Source organism: Flaviramulus aquimarinus (genome assembly GCF_039543205.1).
Classification (GTDB): Bacteria; Bacteroidota; Bacteroidia; order Flavobacteriales; family Flavobacteriaceae; genus Flaviramulus_B; species Flaviramulus_B aquimarinus.
This window is the reverse complement of sequence record NZ_BAABJH010000002.1, coordinates 280677-301264: the sequence shown is the minus strand read 5'-3', so window position 1 is coordinate 301264 and position 20588 is coordinate 280677. Positions and strand designations below refer to the sequence as shown.

Below are 20588 nucleotides of genomic sequence, written 5' to 3'. Positions count from 1 at the left end.
ATAGTCAATGGAAGCTTCAAAAGTTATTCACGCTATTTATACCGATGATGATATTTTAATGTCTGCTGTTAAAAAAGTTAAGGCAGAAAGACATCACATTGAAGAAATATATACACCATTTCCGGTTCACGGACTAGACAAAGCCATGGGGCTTGAACCAACGCGTATTGCTATTACAGCATTTATGTATGGTTTAGTTGGTTTAACAGTTGCCATTGTAATGATGAATTTTATTATGATTGAAGATTGGCCACAAAACATTGGAGGAAAACCAAGTTTTAGCTACATAGAAAATATGCCAGCTTTTGTGCCAATTATGTTTGAGCTTACGGTGTTTTTTGCAGCACACTTAATGGTTATTACATTTTACTTACGGAGTAGAATGTGGCCTTTTAAAAATGCTGAGAATCCAGACCCGAGAACAACCGATGACCATTTTTTAATGGAAATTGCAGTTCATGGAAATGAAAAAGAACTAGAAAGTTTACTTGCAGAAACTGGAGCAGTCGAAATTAACTTAGTTGATAAAGCCCATTAATAAATAGTATGAAAAGCTTAATTAAAATATTAGTAATTGCAGTTGTAATAGTAGCTGTGTCTTGTAATAAGAGTACAGCACCTAACTATCAATTCATGCCAAACATGTATGAATCTGCAGGATATGAAACCTATGGCGAAGCAGCATTTCCAAACGGAATTGAAGCCCAGTTACCAGCAGAAGGTTCTATACCCAGAGGTTATGTGCCTTTTGATATTGAAAATTCTACTGATGGATATAACTTAGCTAAGACAACATTAGCAAGTCCATTAGATTCTACACAAGTAGATTTAGCAAGAGGAAAAGAATTGTACGATATCTATTGTGGGATTTGCCACGGTAACAAAGGACAAGGACAAGGTAAATTAGTAAAGCGCGAAAAAATACTAGGTATTCCTAGTTATGATGATGCCGGTAGAGCCATAAATGCAGGAAGTATTTACCACACCATTTATTATGGTAAAAACGCGATGGGTTCATACGCAAACCAATTGAATGAAGAAGAGCGTTGGCAAGTCGTATCGTATGTGTTAAAGTTGAAAGCAGATTTAGAAAAGTAAGATTGATAAGATTATTATAGATATGTATACATTTTCAAATAAATTAAAGACATTTTCTTTTATTCTAATGATTTTAGGAGCATTAGGAGTAGGATATGGTTTTATGACATCTCATAAATCTTTTGAAGAAGTTGAGCACTTACTTGCAGAAGAATCACATCATGGTGGTGCACATGACGAAGAAGTTGCTCATGCCGCTCCAAGTCATGATGCACACGAAGCAAACTCTCATGAAGATAGTCACGGAGAAACTGCTCATGCTGAAGTTGATGAACACACAAAACACGTTGAGCATGTACAGCACCAAATCGCTAACAGACCATGGTCAGCACTTTATGTTGCAGCATTTTTCTTCATGATGATTGCCTTGGGTGTTTTAGCATTTTATGCTATTCAAATTGCATCTCAAGCTGGATGGTCTCCTGTACTATTTAGAGTTATGGAAGGTATGACAGCTTATTTATTACCAGGTGCCTTAATCGTTTTAGGCATAGCAGCAGCATCACACTTTATTGGACACAACAATCTATTTATTTGGATGGATCCAGAAGTTGTAGCTCATGATAAACTTATACAAGGAAAAACAGGATGGTTAAACATCTGGGGATTCATTATTAGAGGGTTGATATTTATTGGAGGCTGGAGTTTATATCGTCATTTTTCACGTAAGTTCTCTATTGCTCAAGATACAGCAGAAGATAAAAGTAACTTTAAAAAATCATTCCGTATTTCAGCAGCGTTCCTAGTATTCTTTATTTATACAGAATCTATGATGTCTTGGGATTGGATTATGAGTGTAGACCCACACTGGTTTTCAACATTATTTGGATGGTATGTATTTGCTAGCATGTTTGTAAGTGGAATTACAGTAATAGCCTTAATTACCATTTATTTAAAATCTAGAAATTACTTAGAGTTTGTAAATGAAAACCATTTGCATGATGTTGCTAAGTTTATGTTTGCATTTAGTATTTTCTGGACATACTTATGGTTCTCACAATTTATGTTAATCTGGTATTCAAATATACCAGAAGAAGTAACCTATTTTGTAACACGTTTCCAAGATTATAAATTACCATTCTTAGGTATGGTAGTAATGAACTTTGTATTCCCAATATTAATGTTGATGAATGCCGATTACAAACGTATCCCTTGGTTTGTAGTCATGGCAGGTTTAGTCATTTTATTTGGGCACTATATTGATATTTTCAATATGATTATGCCAGCTACCGTAGGTGATAGATGGTTTATAGGAATTCCAGAAATAAGCTCCATATTACTTTTTGCCGGGTTATTCATATTTGTAGTGTTTACAGCTTTAACAAAAGCGCCATTACTAGTAAAAGGATATCCTTTTAGAAAAGAAAGTGAAGATTTTCATTATTAATTAGATATAAATAAAGACGAACGATACCAATGACTGCTTTATTAACAATTATAGTTTTAGTATTTATTTTAATTGCCATTTGGCAAATGGTAAAGATTTTCGATTTAGCACAAGCTAAAAATGAAAACTCTACTCCTGGAGTTGCTACCGATAAGGATAATACATTAAATGGGTATTTAATGATGGGGTTTTTAGCCTTCATTTATATTATAACCATTGTATGTTTTGTAAAATGGGGTGATTTACCTTTAATGTCTAATTCGGCTTCAGCGCATGGACCAACTATAGATAATTTAATGGTTATCTCTATGATTATTATATTTATAGTTCAAACCATAACGCAATTCCTATTACACTATTTTGCTTATAAGTATAAAGGTGAAAAAGGAAAGAAAGCCTTATTTTTTGCGGACAATAATAAATTAGAAGCCATTTGGACAATCATTCCTGTAATTGTTTTAGCGGGTTTAATTATTTATGGTTTAAGTACTTGGATTAACATTATGGGTGTTGATGAAAGTGATGACCCATTGGTTGTTGAATTATATGCGCAACAGTTTAACTGGAAAGCAAGATATGGTGGTGCAGACAATACTTTAGGAAAAGCAAATGTGCGTTTAATTGATATTGACCGTGCTAATATTCTAGGTTTAGATGAAGCCGATCCAAATGCACAAGATGATATCATAACAACTGAATTGCATTTGCCAGTTGGGAGACCCGTATTGTTTAAAATGCGTTCCCAAGATGTTTTACACTCAGCTTATATGCCTCACTTTAGAGCACAAATGAACTGTGTTCCAGGTATGATTACACAATTTGGATTTACGCCAACAGTAACCACTGCCGATATGCGTGAAACAGCTCAAATGCAAGAAAAAATTCAAAATATTAATAAGATTAGAGTAGAGAATAGTAAGAAACTTGTAGCCAAGGGCGAAGACGCTTTAGAACGTTACGAGTTTGATTATTTATTATTATGTAATAAAATTTGTGGAAAATCGCACTACAACATGCAAATGAAAATTGTAGTAGAAACACAAGAAGAATACAATGCTTGGATTGCAGAGCAAAAAGAATTCAAGAATTCTCTAGTTAATTAATTAAAAAAGATAAAAACGATATAAGATTATGTCAGCACACGCAGATAACCACGCTCACGACGACGACCACGGACATCATCATAAAGAAACGTTTGTAACTAAATATATATTTAGTCAAGACCACAAAATGATTGCTAAACAGTACCTAATAACCGGTACTATTATGGGAGTTATTGGGGTTTTAATGTCTATGATGTTTCGTATGCAAATTGCCTGGCCAGAAGAGCCAAACGTATTGTTTGAAGCCTTATTAGGTAAATGGGCACCAGGTGGTGTAATGGATGCAGATATTTATTTAGCATTGGTTACTATACACGGTACTATCATGGTATTCTTTGTATTAACAGCTGGTTTAAGTGGGACATTCAGTAACCTATTAATTCCATTACAGATTGGTGCACGCGATATGGCATCAGGGTTTTTGAATATGGTTTCGTATTGGTTATTCTTTTTATCAAGTGTAATTATGGTAATTTCATTGTTTGTTGAAGCTGGGCCTGCATCAGCAGGGTGGACAATCTATCCGCCGTTAAGTGCCTTGCCAATGGCGCAAGGAGGTTCAGGTATGGGTATGACCTTATGGTTAGTATCTATGGCCATATTTATTGCATCATCATTATTGGGATCTCTGAATTATATTGTTACCGTAATTAACTTGCGTACAAAAGGGATGTCTATGACTAGATTACCTTTAACGATTTGGGCATTTTTTATTACAGCAGTCATAGGAGTTATATCATTTCCAGTATTATTATCTGCAGCCTTATTATTAATCATGGATAGAAGTTTTGGAACATCATTCTTCTTATCAGATATATTTATACAAGGTGAAGTATTGCATTATCAAGGAGGTTCACCAGTATTATTCGAACACTTATTTTGGTTCTTAGGACACCCAGAAGTATATATTGTTATATTACCAGCCATGGGACTTGTTTCGGAAATTATGGCATCAAATTCACGTAAACCTATCTTTGGTTATCGTGCTATGATTGCTTCCATATTAGCGATTGCATTTCTATCAACAATAGTATGGGGTCACCATATGTTTATTTCAGGAATGAATCCATTTTTAGGATCAGTATTTACATTTACAACCTTATTGATTGCCATTCCATCGGCAGTAAAAGCATTTAATTGGATAACGACACTTTGGAAAGGTAATTTACAGATGAACCCAGCCATGTTATTCTCCATAGGGTTTGTATCAACATTTATAACTGGAGGTTTAACAGGAATTATATTAGGAGACAGTGCTTTAGATATTAATGTACACGATACATATTTTGTAGTAGCTCATTTCCACTTAGTAATGGGTATATCTGCATTGTATGGTATGTTTGCAGGAATCTACCACTGGTATCCAAAAATGTTTGGACGTATGCTTAACAAGAACTTAGGATATATCCATTTCTGGGTAACAGCAGTTTGTGCTTATGGTGTATTCTTTCCTATGCACTTTATAGGTATGGCAGGTTTACCACGTCGTTATTATACCAATACTAACTTTCCATTATTTGATGATTTAGCAAATGTTAATGTTATCATTACCATATTTGCTTTAATTGGAGGCGTTGTACAAATCGTATATTTATATAATTTTTTTAGTAGTATTTTCTTTGGAAAGAAAACAGTTCAAAACCCTTGGAAATCTACAACCCTAGAATGGACTGCTCCTGTAGAACACATACATGGAAACTGGCCAGGAGAAATTCCTCATGTACATCGTTGGGCTTACGATTACAGTAAACCTGGACATGATGTAGATTTTGTTCCGCAACATATTCCTTTAAAAGAAGGAGAAGAAGAGCTTCAGCACTAATACATAATATTCTCTTACATATTAAAAACTCACCTAAAAACAGGTGAGTTTTTTGGTTCAAATACTTTTTTTATCGACAAAATGTAAAATAATTTACAAAAATTCGATGAAATACAAAAAAATCAGTTAAATTGCATAAATAAATTAATTCTGTATATGATTCTACTTTATAATCGAATGTAGAATCCATACCGTTTTATTTTCAGCTATTAATTCAGGATTATAAATTTTCGATTATGAAAACTAAATTAACGTCTAGAAATACATTATTTAATGTACTCTTTACTTTATTGTTATTTGGAATATCATTTACAGCTTTCGCGCAATGTCCAACAATACCCAATTCAAGTCCACCAGCTATTTGCAATGCATCAGGTTTTACTTTTAATGATTTAAATACATATGCTGTCGATGGTGGAAATGGTATTGTTTGGTATGATTCTGCTACCGGAGGTAGTGCATTTAACCCAGACGAGCTAGTTCGAGAAGGTGTTCTATACTATGTAGATGATAGCTCAGGAGCTTGTGGAATAACTAGGGCGTCAATTATGATCGATTTTGTCGTAAACCCGACAAACCAAAATTTACAAGGCTTTTTCTGTAGCGATGAAAATCCAACCATTCAATCCTATATTGATTTAGAATTGCAACCCAATGCACCAGTTGGTGGAACAGTTGAAGTTTACTACGATCAAGCTCTAACATCCATAGCAAATTCAACAGATCCTATTTCTAGCATTCCTACAAATTATTATATCGTTTTTATTGATAATAGTTTGCCTACACCTTGTAGAAGTCAAATTGAAAATGGAATTGCTACACAATTTCAAACACCAGCTAATCCAACACCTGCAAGCACACAAGAATTTTGTTCAAACACAAACCCAACAATTGGAGATTTAAATCCAGGAACAACAGATAGCTTTCTTTGGTATGACAATATAGATGTTTTTGGTGACCCTATTCCTCCAGCATTAATTACTAGTGAAACATTAATAAATGGTAACACCTATTATGTTCAAGTAAATTCGGGGATATGTACAAGTGAACCTATGCCAGTACTTGTTATTATTGATGACCCTGTAGACCCTGGAACATCGGGAACATTAGATTATTGTAATGATAATTTACCAGTATCAGACTTTAATTTATTTGACGAACTAGGAGGTCCAAAAGATTCAACAGGAACTTGGTCAGGGCCTTTAGCTACATCCAATGGGAATATAGGAACAGTAAATATTTCAACATTAACAACCGCAGGAACATATACTTTTACATACACGGTTCCTAGTAATGGTGTTTGTCCAGATGGTGTTTCAACAGTAACCATTACGGTTTATGAAACATTGAGTTCAGGAATACCATCGACTATAAACCCTGTATCTTTTTGTCAAGCTAGTTTACCTTCAGCTTTTGATTTATTCACATTAATTGAAAACCATGACCTTGGCGGACAATGGACACAAGGAACAATAAGTACAGATCCAATAGTAGCATCAACAATCGATTTAACAAGTTTTGTACCTAACACATATAATTTCACATATACTCAAAATGTATCACCAGACCCTTGTCCAGAGGAATCTACAACGGTTCAAGTTATTGTTTTACAAGACCCAAATGCAGGAGTTGCGGTAAACCAAACGTTTTGTGAAAATGATTTAATAGCAAATTCACCTTTCAATTTATTTGATGCTTTAGATGGCTCTCAAGATAACAATAGTGGAACATGGACCGATGCGAGCACTGCAATCATTTCTAATCCCATAGATATAATAGGTTTTACTGTTTCAGGAAGTCCATATTTATTTAATTATACAATAGATAATGGTACTTGCTCAGATACAGAACAAATTTCAATTATAATAGAAGACGCTCCAGAATCAGGAACACCAGTAGCAACATTCCCAGAGTTTTGTGAAGACACAGCACCTACGAGTTTTGATTTATTTGATTTATTAGAAAACGAAGATCAAACAGGAACCTGGTTTTCAGGAACAGCAATAGCTAACCCAACAGATTTATCAGGTTTAATACCGGGAACTTATGATTTCACATATGATGTGGATGCTATTGGAAGCTGTGATGATGAGTTAGTTACGGTAAGTATAACCATCAACCCATTACCAAACACAGGAACACCATCAGCTGAGAGGTTTTGTGAAAATGATTTAGCATCAAATTCACCATTAAACTTATTTGATCAATTGACAGGAGAAGATCTAGGAGGCACATGGTCAGACGATAATACCTCAGGTGCTTTATCTGGAAGCGATGTTGATTTAACCCTATTAACAATTGGGTCATTTGATTTTACATATAGTATAACAGATGCAAACGGATGCTCGAATAGCAGTACAGTAACCATAACTGTTGACGATGCTCCAGAATCAGGAACACCAGTAGCAACATTCCCAGAGTTTTGTCAAGACACAGCACCTACGAGTTTTGATTTATTCGATTTATTAGAAAACGAAGATCAAACAGGAACCTGGTTTTCAGGAACAGATAATACAGGAACAGCAATAGCTAACCCAACAGATTTATCAGGTTTAATACCGGGAACTTATGATTTCACATATGATGTGGGTGCTATTGGAAGCTGTGATGATGAGTTAGTTACGGTAAGTATAACCATCAACCCATTACCAAACACAGGAACACCATCAGCTGAGAGGTTTTGTGAAAATGATTTAGCATCAAATTCACCATTAAACTTATTTGATCAATTGACAGGAGAAGATCTAGGAGGCACATGGTCAGACGATAATACCTCAGGTGCTTTATCTGGAAGCGATGTTGATTTAACCCTATTAACAATTGGGTCATTTGATTTCACATACAGTATAACAGATGCAAACGGATGCTCGAATAGCAGTACAGTAACCATAACTATTGACGATGCTCCAGAATCAGGAACAGCAAGTACACCAGTTGAATTTTGTATAGCAGATATTACAACTGGTCAAACATATAATTTATTTGATTTGTTAACAGATGAAGATCAAATAGGGTCGTGGAATGATGATGATACTTCAGGCGCATTATCTGGTAATACACTAACTATAGATGGTCTAGCAGAAGGAACTTATGATTTCACATTTGATGTGGATGCGATTGGAACTTGTGATGATGTAGACATTACAGTAAGCATTATTATTAACGATACGCCAGTCCCAATGGCATCAACACCACAAGCCTTTTGTGATAGTGCCACTGTGGATGATTTAGCAGCTGTTGGAACAACCATACAATGGTACGATGCTGCTACAGGAGGTAATGTATTAGTAGGAACAACAGATTTAGTTGATACTCAAATATATTATGCAACCCAAACGGATGCTGTAACAGGTTGTGAATCGTCAGTGAGAACCCCAGTAACAGTTGCGATATATCAATCTCCAAATCCTGGAAGTCCAAATACGACAGTAATTTTAGCATGTAATAATGATAGCAATATTGACTTATTTACAGGATTAGATGGCACCCAAGATTCAGGTGGAGTATGGCAAGATACAGATGGAACAGGAGCATTAACAGGTAATACATTTGATGCTACAGGAATTCCTCCTGGAACATATGATTTCACCTATTCAGTAACAGCCTCAGCACCATGTATAGACGATAATACAATCATAACAGTAACTATAGAAGAACCATTTAATCCTGGTACAGATAACACATTAGATGTTTGTAGCAATAATGGAACTACAGATTTGTTTACACTTTTAGGTGGTGCAGATACAGAAGGAACATGGTCGCCAGCATTAACCAGTGGAACAGGCGTTTTTGATCCGTTAGTAGATTCAGATGGCATATATATCTATTCCTTTACAAATGCATGTGGAACGTTTAGTAGCGAGGTTGATGTAACCGTAACTCCAGCGCCAAATGCAGGTTCAGATAATACAGCTACATTCTGTATAATAGATGCTCCAACCGATTTATTTACATTTTTAGGAACCGATGCCCAAAGTGGAGGCGTATGGTCACCTGCATTAACTAGTGGAACAGGCGTTTTTGATCCCGCGGTTGATGTTGCAACAATTTACACCTATACCGTTGCAGCCGTAACACCATGTTCGCCAGATGCAATGGCTGAAATTACAGTAACCGTAAATGATAGCCCTACACTAATAGTTAATGATGCAAACCCAGAGTTTTGTTTAGTCAATAACCCAACAGTAGCAGATTTAGCAAATAGTATACGACCAATAGGAACGGTTAATTGGTATGAAGATATCGCGTTAACACTACCATTAAATACATCAGATATTTTAGTTGATGGAGAAGATTATTACGCAACACAAACCAATAGTTCAGGTTGTGAGTCTTCAACACCAGTTCAAATTAATGTGACTATTAATGATACATTAACACCTACGTTAGATGATATTACTATGGAATACTGTATCAACGATAATCCAACTATTAGCACACTGTCATCAAATATTATTGAATATGATAATAATCTAGATAATTTAAGATGGTATGATACCCCAACAGGTGGTTCAGCCATATCAAACAGTTCATTATTAACCAATATCACATACTATGTGGCACTCGTAGACCAAGTCACAGGTTGCGAAAGTAGTGTGCGTTTAGAAGTAACTCCAGACCTAACAGCATGTGGTAAATTGGAAATCCCAGATGGGTTTTCTCCAAATGGAGATGGAACAAACGATACGTTTGATATTGATAACCTAGCCATATTATATCCAAATTTTGAAATTGAAATTTATAACAGAAATGGAAATATTGTTTACAGAGGACAAGCCAATACACCAAGGTTTGATGGGACATCCAATCAATCAAGAGTTGTATCAAACGGCGATTTACCCGTGGGTGTATATTTCTACATTTTTAATTTCAATGATGGCGAAAATAAACCAGAACAAGGACGCTTATACTTAAGCAGATAATTTATAGATAAAGCAAAATTTAAAAACAGATGAAACATTTAAATACATATCATAAAATAGCTGCTTTGTTAAGTTTGACGTTCATGTCATTACAAAGTTTTGCGCAACAAGACCCTCAGTTTACACAATATATGTATAACATGAGTGTAATTAATCCAGCATATGCCACTGCAGAAGAAGGTATATTAAATTTAGGAGGATTATACAGAACACAATGGGTAGGCATAGAAGGCGCCCCAAAAACGGGAAGCTTTTTTGCCCATACACCAATAAATGATAAAATTGAAATGGGAATTTCATTTACCAATGATAATATTGGAGATGTTGTAAATGAAAATAATATCTATGCAGATTTTGCTTATGTATTACCAGTAGGTTTAGAAAGCAAAATATCATTTGGTGTTAAAGCTGGTGTAACCCTTTTTGATACTAATTTTGATGGGTTTATGTTACAATCAGGAAATTCAAGTACAGATATTGCTTTTGACGAAAATATCAGCAAAACCTTCCCAAATCTAGGAATAGGTGCTTTCTTTTTTACAGATAACTATTACCTAGGTTTATCGGCACCAAATATGTTGTCAACAAAACATCTAGAAGATGAAAGTGGGATAAAAGCAACAGGTGTTGAAAATGTGCACTATTTCTTTACAGGTGGTTATGTGTTAGATCTTAATGAAAACCTAAAACTAAAACCAGCGTTTATGGGAAGAGCAGTTAAAGGAGCACCATTAGCATTGGATATCACAGCAAATGTATTAATCAACGAAAAATTAGAAGCAGGTTTAGGCTATCGTTTAGATGATGCGATAAGTGCACTAGTCAATTTTAAAATTACCCCAGAACTTAGAATAGGTTATGCCTATGATTATACAACAACTAACTTAGGCGAATTCAATTCAGGGTCGCACGAAATATTTATTTTATTCGATGTCGATTTATTTGGATTTAAAGGCGGTTATGACCGTTCACCAAGATTCTTCTAAAATTTTATAATTAAGGAACAGATGAAAAAACAGATATACATACTCGCAAGCCTTTTATTAGTTAGTGGAATAACATTAGCGCAAAAAGGCAATTTAAAACGTGTGAACAAGCTTTTTGAAATGAGAGCATATACAAATGCCGCTGAGATCTATGAAACCAAAGAGCGAAATCAAGAAGTTCTTCAAAATTTAGCAGATTGTTATTATTACAATACCAGTCTACAAAAAGCTATTAAAACCTACCGAGAATTATTTGTAGAATATGGTGACTCTATTGATATCGAATACCACTTCAGGTTTGCACAAGCTCTAAAAGGCGTAAAACAATACAAAGAAGCCGACAAACATTTAATAAGATATTATAACAAACCAGTTAATACTCGTGATTTTATAGAAAAAACAGAAAAAACTACACCACATACATTCCAATTAAAACAAATAGAAAACAGAAATTCCAGTAGCGATTTTGGTTTGTCGTTTTACGGAGATGACAAGGTGGCTTTTGCTTCGGCAAGAAACTCTCAAAATCCATCTTATGCATGGAATGATTTACCCTATCTAGATTTATATAGTGCTAAATTAACCAGTCAAAATGTATTAGAAAATATTCAACCATTTTCAGAAACTATAAATACAAATTCGCATGAAAGCAGCGCAGTTTTTACTAAAGATGGCAAAACCATGTATTTTAATAGAACCAATACAACCCGTAAAAAAACAGATGCAGAGCGTATTGCACATATTAAAATTTATAAAGCAGAATTAGTTGATGGTAATTGGACAAATGTTACCGCATTACCATTCACATCAAATGGATATAGCACGGAGCACCCAGCACTAAGTAAAGATGGCAAAATATTATATTTTGCCAGCGATATGCCTGGAACTCTAGGAAGTTTTGATATTTACAAAGTCGCTATTAACGACGATGGCACTTACGGCGAACCAGAAAATTTAGGAGATAAAATAAACACCAAGCACAGAGAGCAATTTCCGTTTATTAGCGAATTTAATATATTGTATTTCTCATCCATTGGTCATCAAGGCTATGGCGGATTAGATGTCTTTAGAAGTAATATGGTAAATGGAACTTTTGATAAACCTGTTAATTTAGGAAGCACAATCAATAGCAATTTAGATGATTTTGCTTATGTAATTAGAGAAAAGGATAATAAAGGTTTTGTGTCATCAAACAGAACAGGATACGATAGATTATTTGGTTTTAAAAGAGAAGAAAACCCGTTAACAAAGTACCAAGTAGAAGGGATAGTACAAGACTTAAACAGTAAAGAATTATTAGCAGGATCATTAGTAACACTATTTGATGAGTCCAATACCGTAATTCAAGATACCATAGTTGGAGATGATGCGTATTATATTTTCAAAATAGAACCAAATAAAAAGTATAAAGTTAGAGGAACTAAAAAAGCGTACATCCCGCAAGATGTTGAGTTCTCAACAGATAGTAAAGGAAAAGTACAACATGATATTTATTTGTCTTTAGAATCTTTTGCTGATGCCGAAGAACGAGTAAAAGAAAAAGAAGATGGCGATGTAACAGTTGAGTTAGACAAGATTTATTTCGATTTTGATGAAGCCATAATTCGCAAAGATGCAGCAGTTACATTAAATGTATTGGTCGATTTAATGAAGAAGTACCTATCAATGGAAGTTGAAGTATCTGCACATACAGATGCTCGTGGACCAGACGAATACAACTTAAATTTATCGAAAAAACGTGCCGCTTCAACACTTGAATATTTAGTAAGCCAAGGCATTGAAAGAAATCGATTAAAAAGTATAGGTTATGGCGAAATGCAACCACTTAACAAGTGTGTTAAAGAAGGTATATGCGATGATAGAGACTATGATATCAACAGACGTTGCGAATTTACTATTTTGAATTAATCAACTATAAAAAACCAATCAAATATTTGAAAAGCCTTTCCACCCGATAGCTATCGGGATTGAAAGGCTTTTTGTTTATATTTGTCTGTGCTGAACTTCTTTCTGCCAAAAGGAAAGTGTTTCAGTATCTTTTTGTAAAAGACAAAAAAATTGATGAACGAAAACCTAGATCCAACAGACGAAAATTTTTCACCAGAAGAATTAGATGTAGAAAGAAAGTTAAGACCCCTATCATTTGATGATTTTACAGGTCAAGATCAAGTTTTGGAAAACCTTCAAATTTTTGTACAAGCAGCAAATCTTAGAACAGAAGCCTTAGATCATACACTATTTCATGGCCCTCCCGGATTAGGAAAAACAACCTTAGCACATATTTTAGCTAACGAATTAACCGTTGGAATTAAAGTCACATCAGGTCCAGTTTTAGATAAACCGGGCGATTTAGCAGGGTTGCTTACAAACCTAGAAGAGCGCGATGTGTTGTTTATTGATGAAATTCATCGATTAAGCCCTATAGTAGAAGAGTATTTATATTCAGCTATGGAAGACTACAAAATCGATATCATGATTGAGTCTGGTCCAAATGCTAGAACCGTTCAAATTAATTTAAACCCATTTACCTTAATAGGAGCTACAACGCGTTCAGGATTGCTAACATCTCCAATGCGTGCACGATTTGGTATACAAAGTAGGTTGCAATATTATAAAACAGATTTGTTAACCACAATAGTACAACGAAGTGCCACAATTTTAGATGTACCAATATCCATGGAAGCCGCTATTGAGATAGCAGGAAGAAGTCGTGGTACACCAAGAATAGCAAACGCATTACTACGTCGTGTTCGAGATTTTGCACAAATAAAAGGGAATGGAAGCATTGATATAAAAATTGCAAAATACGCTTTAGAAGCTTTAAATGTTGATGCACATGGATTAGATGAAATGGATAACAAAATTTTATCCACTATTATAGATAAATTTAAAGGTGGCCCCGTAGGGATAACAACTATTGCAACAGCAGTAAGCGAAAGCCCTGAAACAATTGAGGAAGTTTACGAACCGTTTTTAATCCAACAAGGTTTTATAATGCGAACACCACGTGGACGTGAAGTTACAGAAGAAGCTTATAAGCATTTAGGAAAAGTAAAAGGTCCTACTCAAGGCGGGTTATTTTAATATAACATCTGCATTGATTTTTAAATCTTTAAAAATTCTATTTTCTTATTAAATCAGAAGTGCCTTTCATCGGATTTTTGGCAGATTAACTAAAAAAACAGGTTTTTAACAAAGTTTTTGTAAGGTTGTTGAGATTGTATTTATGTTTGGTTTTTAAAACATATAGAACCCAAATCTATTTAACATGAAAAACTTAGGCCCTTTTAGTCTGCTTATTATTTGTGCATTTTATTTTTTTACGTCCTGTGCAAACGATCAGGATGATTATGTACAAACCCCTTTACAAACTAGTTTAGAAAAACAAATTGAAGCATTATTTGGCTCAAAAGAATCTTTAATACTACCAGCTTCAAATAATTATAGTGTCATTCCTAATGATGCTAAAAATAGCATTACCGAAGCAAAAGTTGAATTAGGTAAATTGCTATTCCATGAAACACTTTTAGGAAAAAATCCTAATAAAGAAGAAGGAATGAACACCTATTCTTGTGCCAGTTGCCACCATGCAGCTGCTGGATTTCAAAGTGGGATACTCCAAGGTATAGGTGAAGGCGGTTCTGGTTTTGGATTTAATGGAGAAGGCAGAGTGAAATCCGTAAATTATCAAGAAAGCGATTTAGATGTACAGCCTATAAGAAGTCCCAGTGTTTTAAATGTAGCTTATCAAGACGTTATGCTGTGGAATGGACAATTTGGTGCTGTAGGATCTAATGCGGGAACAGAAGCTAATTGGACAGTAGGAACACCAAAAGAGGCTAATAATCTAGGTTTTGAAGGTGTAGAAACACAAGCTATTGCAGGATTAGATGTGCACCGTTTGCTAATTGATAAAGATGATATTACAAATTCTTCATATAAAGCATTATTTGATTCTGCTTTCTCAAATGATTCTGAAGATAATCGTTATACAAAACTAAATGCAGCACTTGCTATAGCGGCATACGAAAGAACAGTGTTATCAAATGAAGCACCTTTTCAAAAGTGGTTAAAAGGCGATGAATTTGCTATGAACGAGGATGAGTTAAACGGTGCTATGCTGTTTTTTGATAAAGGACAATGTTATACTTGCCATTCTGGTCCAGGACTAAACGGTATGGGATTTCATGCTTTGGGAATGAGCGATTTAGCAGGAGAAAATATAATGACGGTAGTAGATGCAGGTACTAAAAAAGGACGTGGAGGTTTTACAGGTAATCCTGATGACGATTATAAATTTAAAACACCACAGTTATATAATCTAATGGATGTTAATTTTTATGGACATGGCGGGAGTTTTAAATCCGTTCGAGATATTATAAGTTATAAAAATGTAGCACAACATGAAAATAATGAAGTGCCATCAAATAAGTTGTCTCCTTTGTTTCAACCTTTAAATTTAACCGAAACAGAAATAGATTTGATAACATTATTTGTAGAAAATGCACTTTACGATTCAAATTTAAAACGTTATCAACCTGATAGTTTACCAAGTGGTAGTTGCTTTCCAAATTCAGACTCTCAATCATCTATAGATATGGGCTGTAATTAACTTTAAGAGAAAACAAATCATAAAATAAAAACTAAATTGTAGTTTAGATGTTTTAATGATTAAGCCACGTGAACAAACAAAACTACTCTAATCTTATAAAAACCGAAGCCAAACGCCTCGGTTTTTTGTCATGTGGAATAAGTAAAGCGCAATTTTTAGAAGAAGAGGCCCCGCGGTTAGAAAAATGGCTGAACAAAAATATGCATGGACAAATGCAGTACATGGAAAACCATTTTGACAAACGTTTAAACCCAACATTACTTGTTGAAGATTCAAAAAGTGTCATTTCATTATTGTTAAATTATTACCCTAGCCAGGACCAAACAGATCATAGCTATAAGCTATCAAAATATGCTTACGGAACCGATTATCACTTTGTCATAAAAGATAAACTCAAATCCCTTTTAAGTTTTGTCCAAGAAGAAATAGGAGAGGTTCATGGACGTGCTTTTGTAGATTCTGCTCCCGTTTTAGATAAAGCTTGGGCAGCAAAATCAGGTTTAGGTTGGATAGGTAAACATAGTAATTTACTAACTCAGCAAGTAGGATCGTTCTATTTTATTGCCGAGTTAATTATCGATTTAGATTTAGAATACGATACCGCAACCACAGACCATTGTGGTACATGCACCGCTTGTATTGATGCATGCCCAACAGAAGCTATAACAGAGCCTTATGTTGTAGATGGCAGCAAATGTATTTCGTATTTCACCATAGAGTTAAAAGAAAATATACCAACAGCATTTAAAGGACAGTTTGACGATTGGATGTTTGGTTGTGATGTTTGTCAGGACGTTTGCCCATGGAATCGGTTCTCCAAACCCCATAACGAACCCTTATTCAATCCACATCCAGAATTATTGTCCATGACCAAAAAAGATTGGGAAGAGATAACCGAAGAAACCTTCAAAAAAGTTTTTCAAAAATCGGCTGTAAAACGCACTAAATTTTCAGGGTTAAAACGGAATATCGATTTTTTAAAATGAGTACAAACAAAAGCAGTTTTCAAACTTACTTTAATTTATGTCTTATTAATTGACCTATTAAAACATAGCTAATAATAGCACCCAATAAAAAGTGTAAATAAAAATCCCGATTTAGACAAAGCCACAATATAGTTGCTGTAATTTGGCCAATAGTAATAAATATTAAAAGGCCAATAATTTGATTTTTAGTTATCATATGCTTTTTTAATTCTAAAAAACTCTTTTTTAGTTTTTTTTTCATTTTAAATTAATGAAATATTTGTCTAAAACCTATAAAGTGTTCTTGATCAATCCGTTATTAACTTATAATGAGGGGTATTTATAATTGCGAGGGAATTAATAATATATAGTGTAACTATATACTATCGAAAGACAAAAATACAAAACACAACTATTTTTTGTTTGTGGAAAAACCACATTTTTTTGAAGGTATTTAAATTTAATCCTAAAAATGCTCAGTGTATCTCCATGAAAACTCTTAGAATTTCTGTGAAATAACCCATAAACAATATGTAGCACGAGACATTGTTAGACAAAAGATACAACTTTTACACCCTGCGAAAAAAAATCAACATAAGCAGGGAGGAATTAGAGGGTTTTAGTTCTGTTGAAGGCTTTTTTGAGTTGCATAGTAGCGTTATGACGTAATCATGCAATAAAAAATCAATTTTTAAAAAGAATAGGCTTTGATTTCACAGGATTACTATCTTTGTTAGCTTATAGAATACAATCCAAAATGAGCGAAAAAAGCAAACGAAGAGAGGCCCTCATATACCACGCAAAACCAACCCCAGGGAAAATAAAAGTTGTACCGACCAAGAAGTATGCAACCCAAAGAGACTTGTCTTTAGCATATTCTCCTGGTGTTGCAGAACCCTGTTTAGAAATTGAAAAAGATAAAGATGCTGTATATAGGTATACAGCCAAAGGTAATTTGGTAGCCGTAATTTCTAATGGAACAGCTGTTTTAGGGTTGGGAAATATTGGTCCAGAAGCTTCAAAACCAGTAATGGAAGGGAAAGGATTGTTATTCAAAATTTTCGCAGATATTGATGTTTTTGATATTGAAGTTGATACTGAAAATATTGAAGAGTTTATTCAAACTGTAAAAAAGATAGCACCCACTTTTGGAGGTATTAACCTAGAAGATATTAAAGCACCAGAAGCCTTTGAAATAGAAAGACGCCTTAAAGACGAGTTGGATATTCCAGTGATGCATGATGACCAGCACGGTACTGCTATCATCTCTGCAGCAGCTTTACTAAATGCTGTAGAACTTGCTAAAAAGAAAATTGACGAAGTCAAAATAGTTATTAGTGGAGCAGGAGCGGCAGCTATATCATGTTCACGTTTGTATCAAGCATGTGGTGCAAAGCGTGAAAACATGGTCATGTTAGACAGTAAAGGTGTTATTAGAGATGATAGAGAGAATTTATCAACTGAAAAAGCTGAATTTGCTACCCATAGAAAAATAGACACCCTCGATGAAGCTATGAAGGATGCCGATGTGTTTATTGGACTTTCATTAGCCAATATTGTATCGCCAGAAATGTTATTGGTTATGGCCAAAGACCCTATTGTTTTTGCTATGGCTAATCCAGATCCAGAAATAAAATACGATATTGCTGTTGCAACCCGTAAAGACATTATTATGGCTACAGGAAGGTCAGACCACCCTAATCAAGTAAATAATGTACTAGGGTTTCCATTTATTTTTAGAGGAGCACTAGATGTACGAGCGACTAAAATTAACGAAGCTATGAAAATGGCAGCGGTGAAGGCTTTAGCAAAGTTAGCAAAAGAACCTGTGCCTGAGCAAGTCAATATTGCCTATGGAGAAACTAGATTAACGTTTGGAAAAGATTATATTATACCAAAACCCTTTGATCCACGTTTAATTGCCGAAGTGCCTCCAGCAGTTGCTAAAGCTGCTATAGAAAGTGGTGTAGCAAAACATCCTATTAAAGATTGGGAAAAATATACAGATTCGTTGTTGGAGCGTTTGGGCTCTGATAATAAGCTCGTTAGATTATTGTTGAATAGAGCTAAACTAGACCCCAAACGTGTGGTTTTTGCAGAGGCAGACCAACTTGATGTTTTAAAAGCAGCACAAATAGTTTATGAAGAAGGTATTGCAATCCCTATTCTTTTAGGGCGGAAAGAAACTATAAAAATGCTCATGGTAGAGATTGAGTTTGATGCAGACATTCTTATTATAGACCCAAAAGAAGAAGCAGAAAACGACCGCAAAAATAAATATGCCAAAGTATATTGGCAACAACGTAAGCGTAGAGGTGTTACTTATTATTCAGCGCAACGGTTAATGCGCGAGCGTAATTATTTTGCAGCTATGATGGTTAATGAAGGCGATGCAGATGCCCTTATTTCAGGTTATTCTCGTAATTACCCAACAGTAGTGAAACCTATGCTTGAACTTATTGGTATGGCAAATGGTGTTTCTAAAGTCGCTACGACCAATATAATGATGACTAAAAGAGGACCGCTTTTTTTAAGCGATACCTCAATAAACATAAATCCAGATTCCAAAACTTTAGCTAAGATTACTCAAATGACATCAAAAGTTATAAAAATGTTTGGATTAACTCCAGTGTTGGCCATGGTGTCATATTCTAATTTCGGGTCTTCAGGAAGCGAAAAAGCATCAAAAGTTCGTGAAGCAGTATCCTATTTACATCGTCATTATCCCGATATGGCAGTAGATGGTGAACTACAAACCGATTTCGCTTTAAACGATGAGATGCTTCGTGAAAAATTCCCGTTTTCAAAATTAGTAGGAAAAAAAGTAAATGCATTGATTTTTCCAACTTTAGATTCAGCTAATATTACTTATAAATTATTAAAAGAATTAAACGAAGCAGATTCCATAGGACCAATAATGATGGGTATGAAAAAACCAGTTCATATTCTACAATTGGGAGCAAGCGTAGATGAAATTGTAAATATGACAGCTATAGCAGTTATTGATGCCCAACATAAAGAAAAATGGGAAATGGAAAATGCTGGAAAGTAAGTAAATGGAATGCAAATAATTTTATTACATTTGGGTGGTTAATGAATTGCTCTAAATGATAACACATATTCAAGGAAAACTTACTGAAAAAAATCCAACACATGTTGTTATTGACTGTAATGGTGTGGGATATATGCTTAACATTTCGTTGCATACTTACTCTCAGATTCCAGATGGTGACCACTTAAAACTTTATACACATTTACAGGTTAAAGAAGATTCGCATACACTTTATGGGTTTTCATCGCTAGCAGAACGCGAAATTTTTAGGTTACTATTATCCGTTAGTGGTATAGGTGCTAGTATTGCACGTACCATGTTGTCGTCATTAAGCCCAAAACAAGTTAGGGAAGGTATTGCTTCAAGCGATGTCGCCCTAATTCAATCTATAAAAGGTATTGGAGCTAAAACAGCGCAACGTGTTATCATCGATTTAAAAGATAAAATCTTAAAGATTTATGATATTGATGAAGTTTCGGTTTCAAAAGGCAATACCAATAAAGAAGAAGCGTTATCTGCTTTAGAAGTGCTTGGTTTTGTAAAAAAACAGGCAGAGCGTGTTATAGATAAAATTATGGTTACCCAACCCGATGCAGATGTTGAAACTATTATTAAACAGGCCTTAAAAAATTTATAATATA

Annotated in this window: 13 protein-coding genes; all 13 read left to right on the top strand. The window is 34.6% G+C overall.

Annotation, left to right across the window (positions count from 1 at the left end; translation table 11 throughout):
• Nucleotides 1–7: 7 nt before the first annotated feature.
• The 13 genes from ABD941_RS09685 to ruvA all read left to right on the top strand — a co-directional run bounded on the left by ABD941_RS09685 (nucleotide 8) and on the right by ruvA (nucleotide 20584).
• On the top strand, nucleotides 8–538 hold the full coding sequence (locus tag ABD941_RS09685) for a DUF3341 domain-containing protein (RefSeq protein ID WP_345273933.1): 531 nt from the start codon (nucleotides 8–10) through the stop codon (nucleotides 536–538).
• A gap of 8 nt (nucleotides 539–546) precedes the next feature.
• Nucleotides 547–1098 carry a c-type cytochrome gene (locus ABD941_RS09680; protein ID WP_345273932.1) on the top strand — a complete coding sequence of 184 codons (552 nt, stop codon included), beginning with the start codon at nucleotides 547–549 and terminating at the stop codon, nucleotides 1096–1098.
• A gap of 22 nt (nucleotides 1099–1120) precedes the next feature.
• Entirely contained in the window at nucleotides 1121–2485 is a 1365-nt protein-coding gene (locus ABD941_RS09675; RefSeq protein ID WP_345273931.1) for a quinol:cytochrome C oxidoreductase, read from the top strand.
• 29 nt (nucleotides 2486–2514) lie between these two features.
• Nucleotides 2515–3588 carry a cytochrome c oxidase subunit II gene (locus ABD941_RS09670; protein WP_345273930.1) on the top strand — a complete coding sequence of 358 codons (1074 nt, stop codon included), beginning with the start codon at nucleotides 2515–2517 and terminating at the stop codon, nucleotides 3586–3588.
• Nucleotides 3589–3616: 28 nt separating this feature from the next.
• Entirely contained in the window at nucleotides 3617–5410 is a 1794-nt protein-coding gene (locus ABD941_RS09665) for a cytochrome c oxidase subunit I (RefSeq protein ID WP_345273929.1), read from the top strand.
• 236 nt (nucleotides 5411–5646) lie between these two features.
• On the top strand, nucleotides 5647–10332 hold the full coding sequence (locus ABD941_RS09660; RefSeq protein WP_345273928.1) for an Ig-like domain-containing protein: 4686 nt from the start codon (nucleotides 5647–5649) through the stop codon (nucleotides 10330–10332).
• A 29-nt stretch (nucleotides 10333–10361) separates the two neighbouring features.
• Nucleotides 10362–11318 carry a PorP/SprF family type IX secretion system membrane protein gene (locus tag ABD941_RS09655; protein ID WP_345273927.1) on the top strand — a complete coding sequence of 319 codons (957 nt, stop codon included), beginning with the start codon at nucleotides 10362–10364 and terminating at the stop codon, nucleotides 11316–11318.
• 21 nt (nucleotides 11319–11339) lie between these two features.
• Nucleotides 11340–13226, top strand: coding sequence for an OmpA family protein (locus ABD941_RS09650; protein ID WP_345273926.1), 1887 nt, complete (start codon nucleotides 11340–11342; stop codon nucleotides 13224–13226).
• A gap of 153 nt (nucleotides 13227–13379) precedes the next feature.
• Entirely contained in the window at nucleotides 13380–14402 is a 1023-nt protein-coding gene (gene ruvB / locus ABD941_RS09645) for a Holliday junction branch migration DNA helicase RuvB (protein WP_345273925.1), read from the top strand.
• A 184-nt stretch (nucleotides 14403–14586) separates the two neighbouring features.
• A complete protein-coding gene (locus ABD941_RS09640) occupies nucleotides 14587–15930 on the top strand; it encodes a cytochrome-c peroxidase (protein WP_345273924.1) in 1344 nt (447 codons plus the stop codon).
• Between the two features lie 68 nt (nucleotides 15931–15998).
• Nucleotides 15999–16916 carry a tRNA epoxyqueuosine(34) reductase QueG gene (gene queG, locus ABD941_RS09635; RefSeq protein WP_345273923.1) on the top strand — a complete coding sequence of 306 codons (918 nt, stop codon included), beginning with the start codon at nucleotides 15999–16001 and terminating at the stop codon, nucleotides 16914–16916.
• A gap of 736 nt (nucleotides 16917–17652) precedes the next feature.
• Complete coding sequence (locus ABD941_RS09630; RefSeq protein ID WP_345273922.1) at nucleotides 17653–19947, top strand: NADP-dependent malic enzyme; 2295 nt, start codon at nucleotides 17653–17655, stop codon at nucleotides 19945–19947.
• A gap of 55 nt (nucleotides 19948–20002) precedes the next feature.
• Complete coding sequence (gene ruvA / locus ABD941_RS09625) at nucleotides 20003–20584, top strand: Holliday junction branch migration protein RuvA (protein ID WP_345273921.1); 582 nt, start codon at nucleotides 20003–20005, stop codon at nucleotides 20582–20584.
• Nucleotides 20585–20588: the final 4 nt, after the last annotated feature.

Excerpts from the sequence above, each read along its gene's own strand:
- ABD941_RS09685 (WP_345273933.1), top strand. The coding sequence starts at position 8 with ATGGAAGCTTCAAAAGTTATTCACGCTATTTATACCGATGATGATATT.
- ABD941_RS09680 (WP_345273932.1), top strand. The coding sequence starts at position 547 with ATGAAAAGCTTAATTAAAATATTAGTAATTGCAGTTGTAATAGTAGCT.
- ABD941_RS09675 (WP_345273931.1), top strand. The coding sequence starts at position 1,121 with ATGTATACATTTTCAAATAAATTAAAGACATTTTCTTTTATTCTAATG.
- ABD941_RS09670 (WP_345273930.1), top strand. The coding sequence starts at position 2,515 with ATGACTGCTTTATTAACAATTATAGTTTTAGTATTTATTTTAATTGCC.
- ABD941_RS09665 (WP_345273929.1), top strand. The coding sequence starts at position 3,617 with ATGTCAGCACACGCAGATAACCACGCTCACGACGACGACCACGGACAT.
- ABD941_RS09660 (WP_345273928.1), top strand. The coding sequence starts at position 5,647 with ATGAAAACTAAATTAACGTCTAGAAATACATTATTTAATGTACTCTTT.
- ABD941_RS09655 (WP_345273927.1), top strand. The coding sequence starts at position 10,362 with ATGAAACATTTAAATACATATCATAAAATAGCTGCTTTGTTAAGTTTG.
- ABD941_RS09650 (WP_345273926.1), top strand. The coding sequence starts at position 11,340 with ATGAAAAAACAGATATACATACTCGCAAGCCTTTTATTAGTTAGTGGA.
- ruvB (WP_345273925.1), top strand. The coding sequence starts at position 13,380 with ATGAACGAAAACCTAGATCCAACAGACGAAAATTTTTCACCAGAAGAA.
- ABD941_RS09640 (WP_345273924.1), top strand. The coding sequence starts at position 14,587 with ATGAAAAACTTAGGCCCTTTTAGTCTGCTTATTATTTGTGCATTTTAT.
- ABD941_RS09630 (WP_345273922.1), top strand. The coding sequence starts at position 17,653 with ATGAGCGAAAAAAGCAAACGAAGAGAGGCCCTCATATACCACGCAAAA.
- ruvA (WP_345273921.1), top strand. The coding sequence starts at position 20,003 with ATGATAACACATATTCAAGGAAAACTTACTGAAAAAAATCCAACACAT.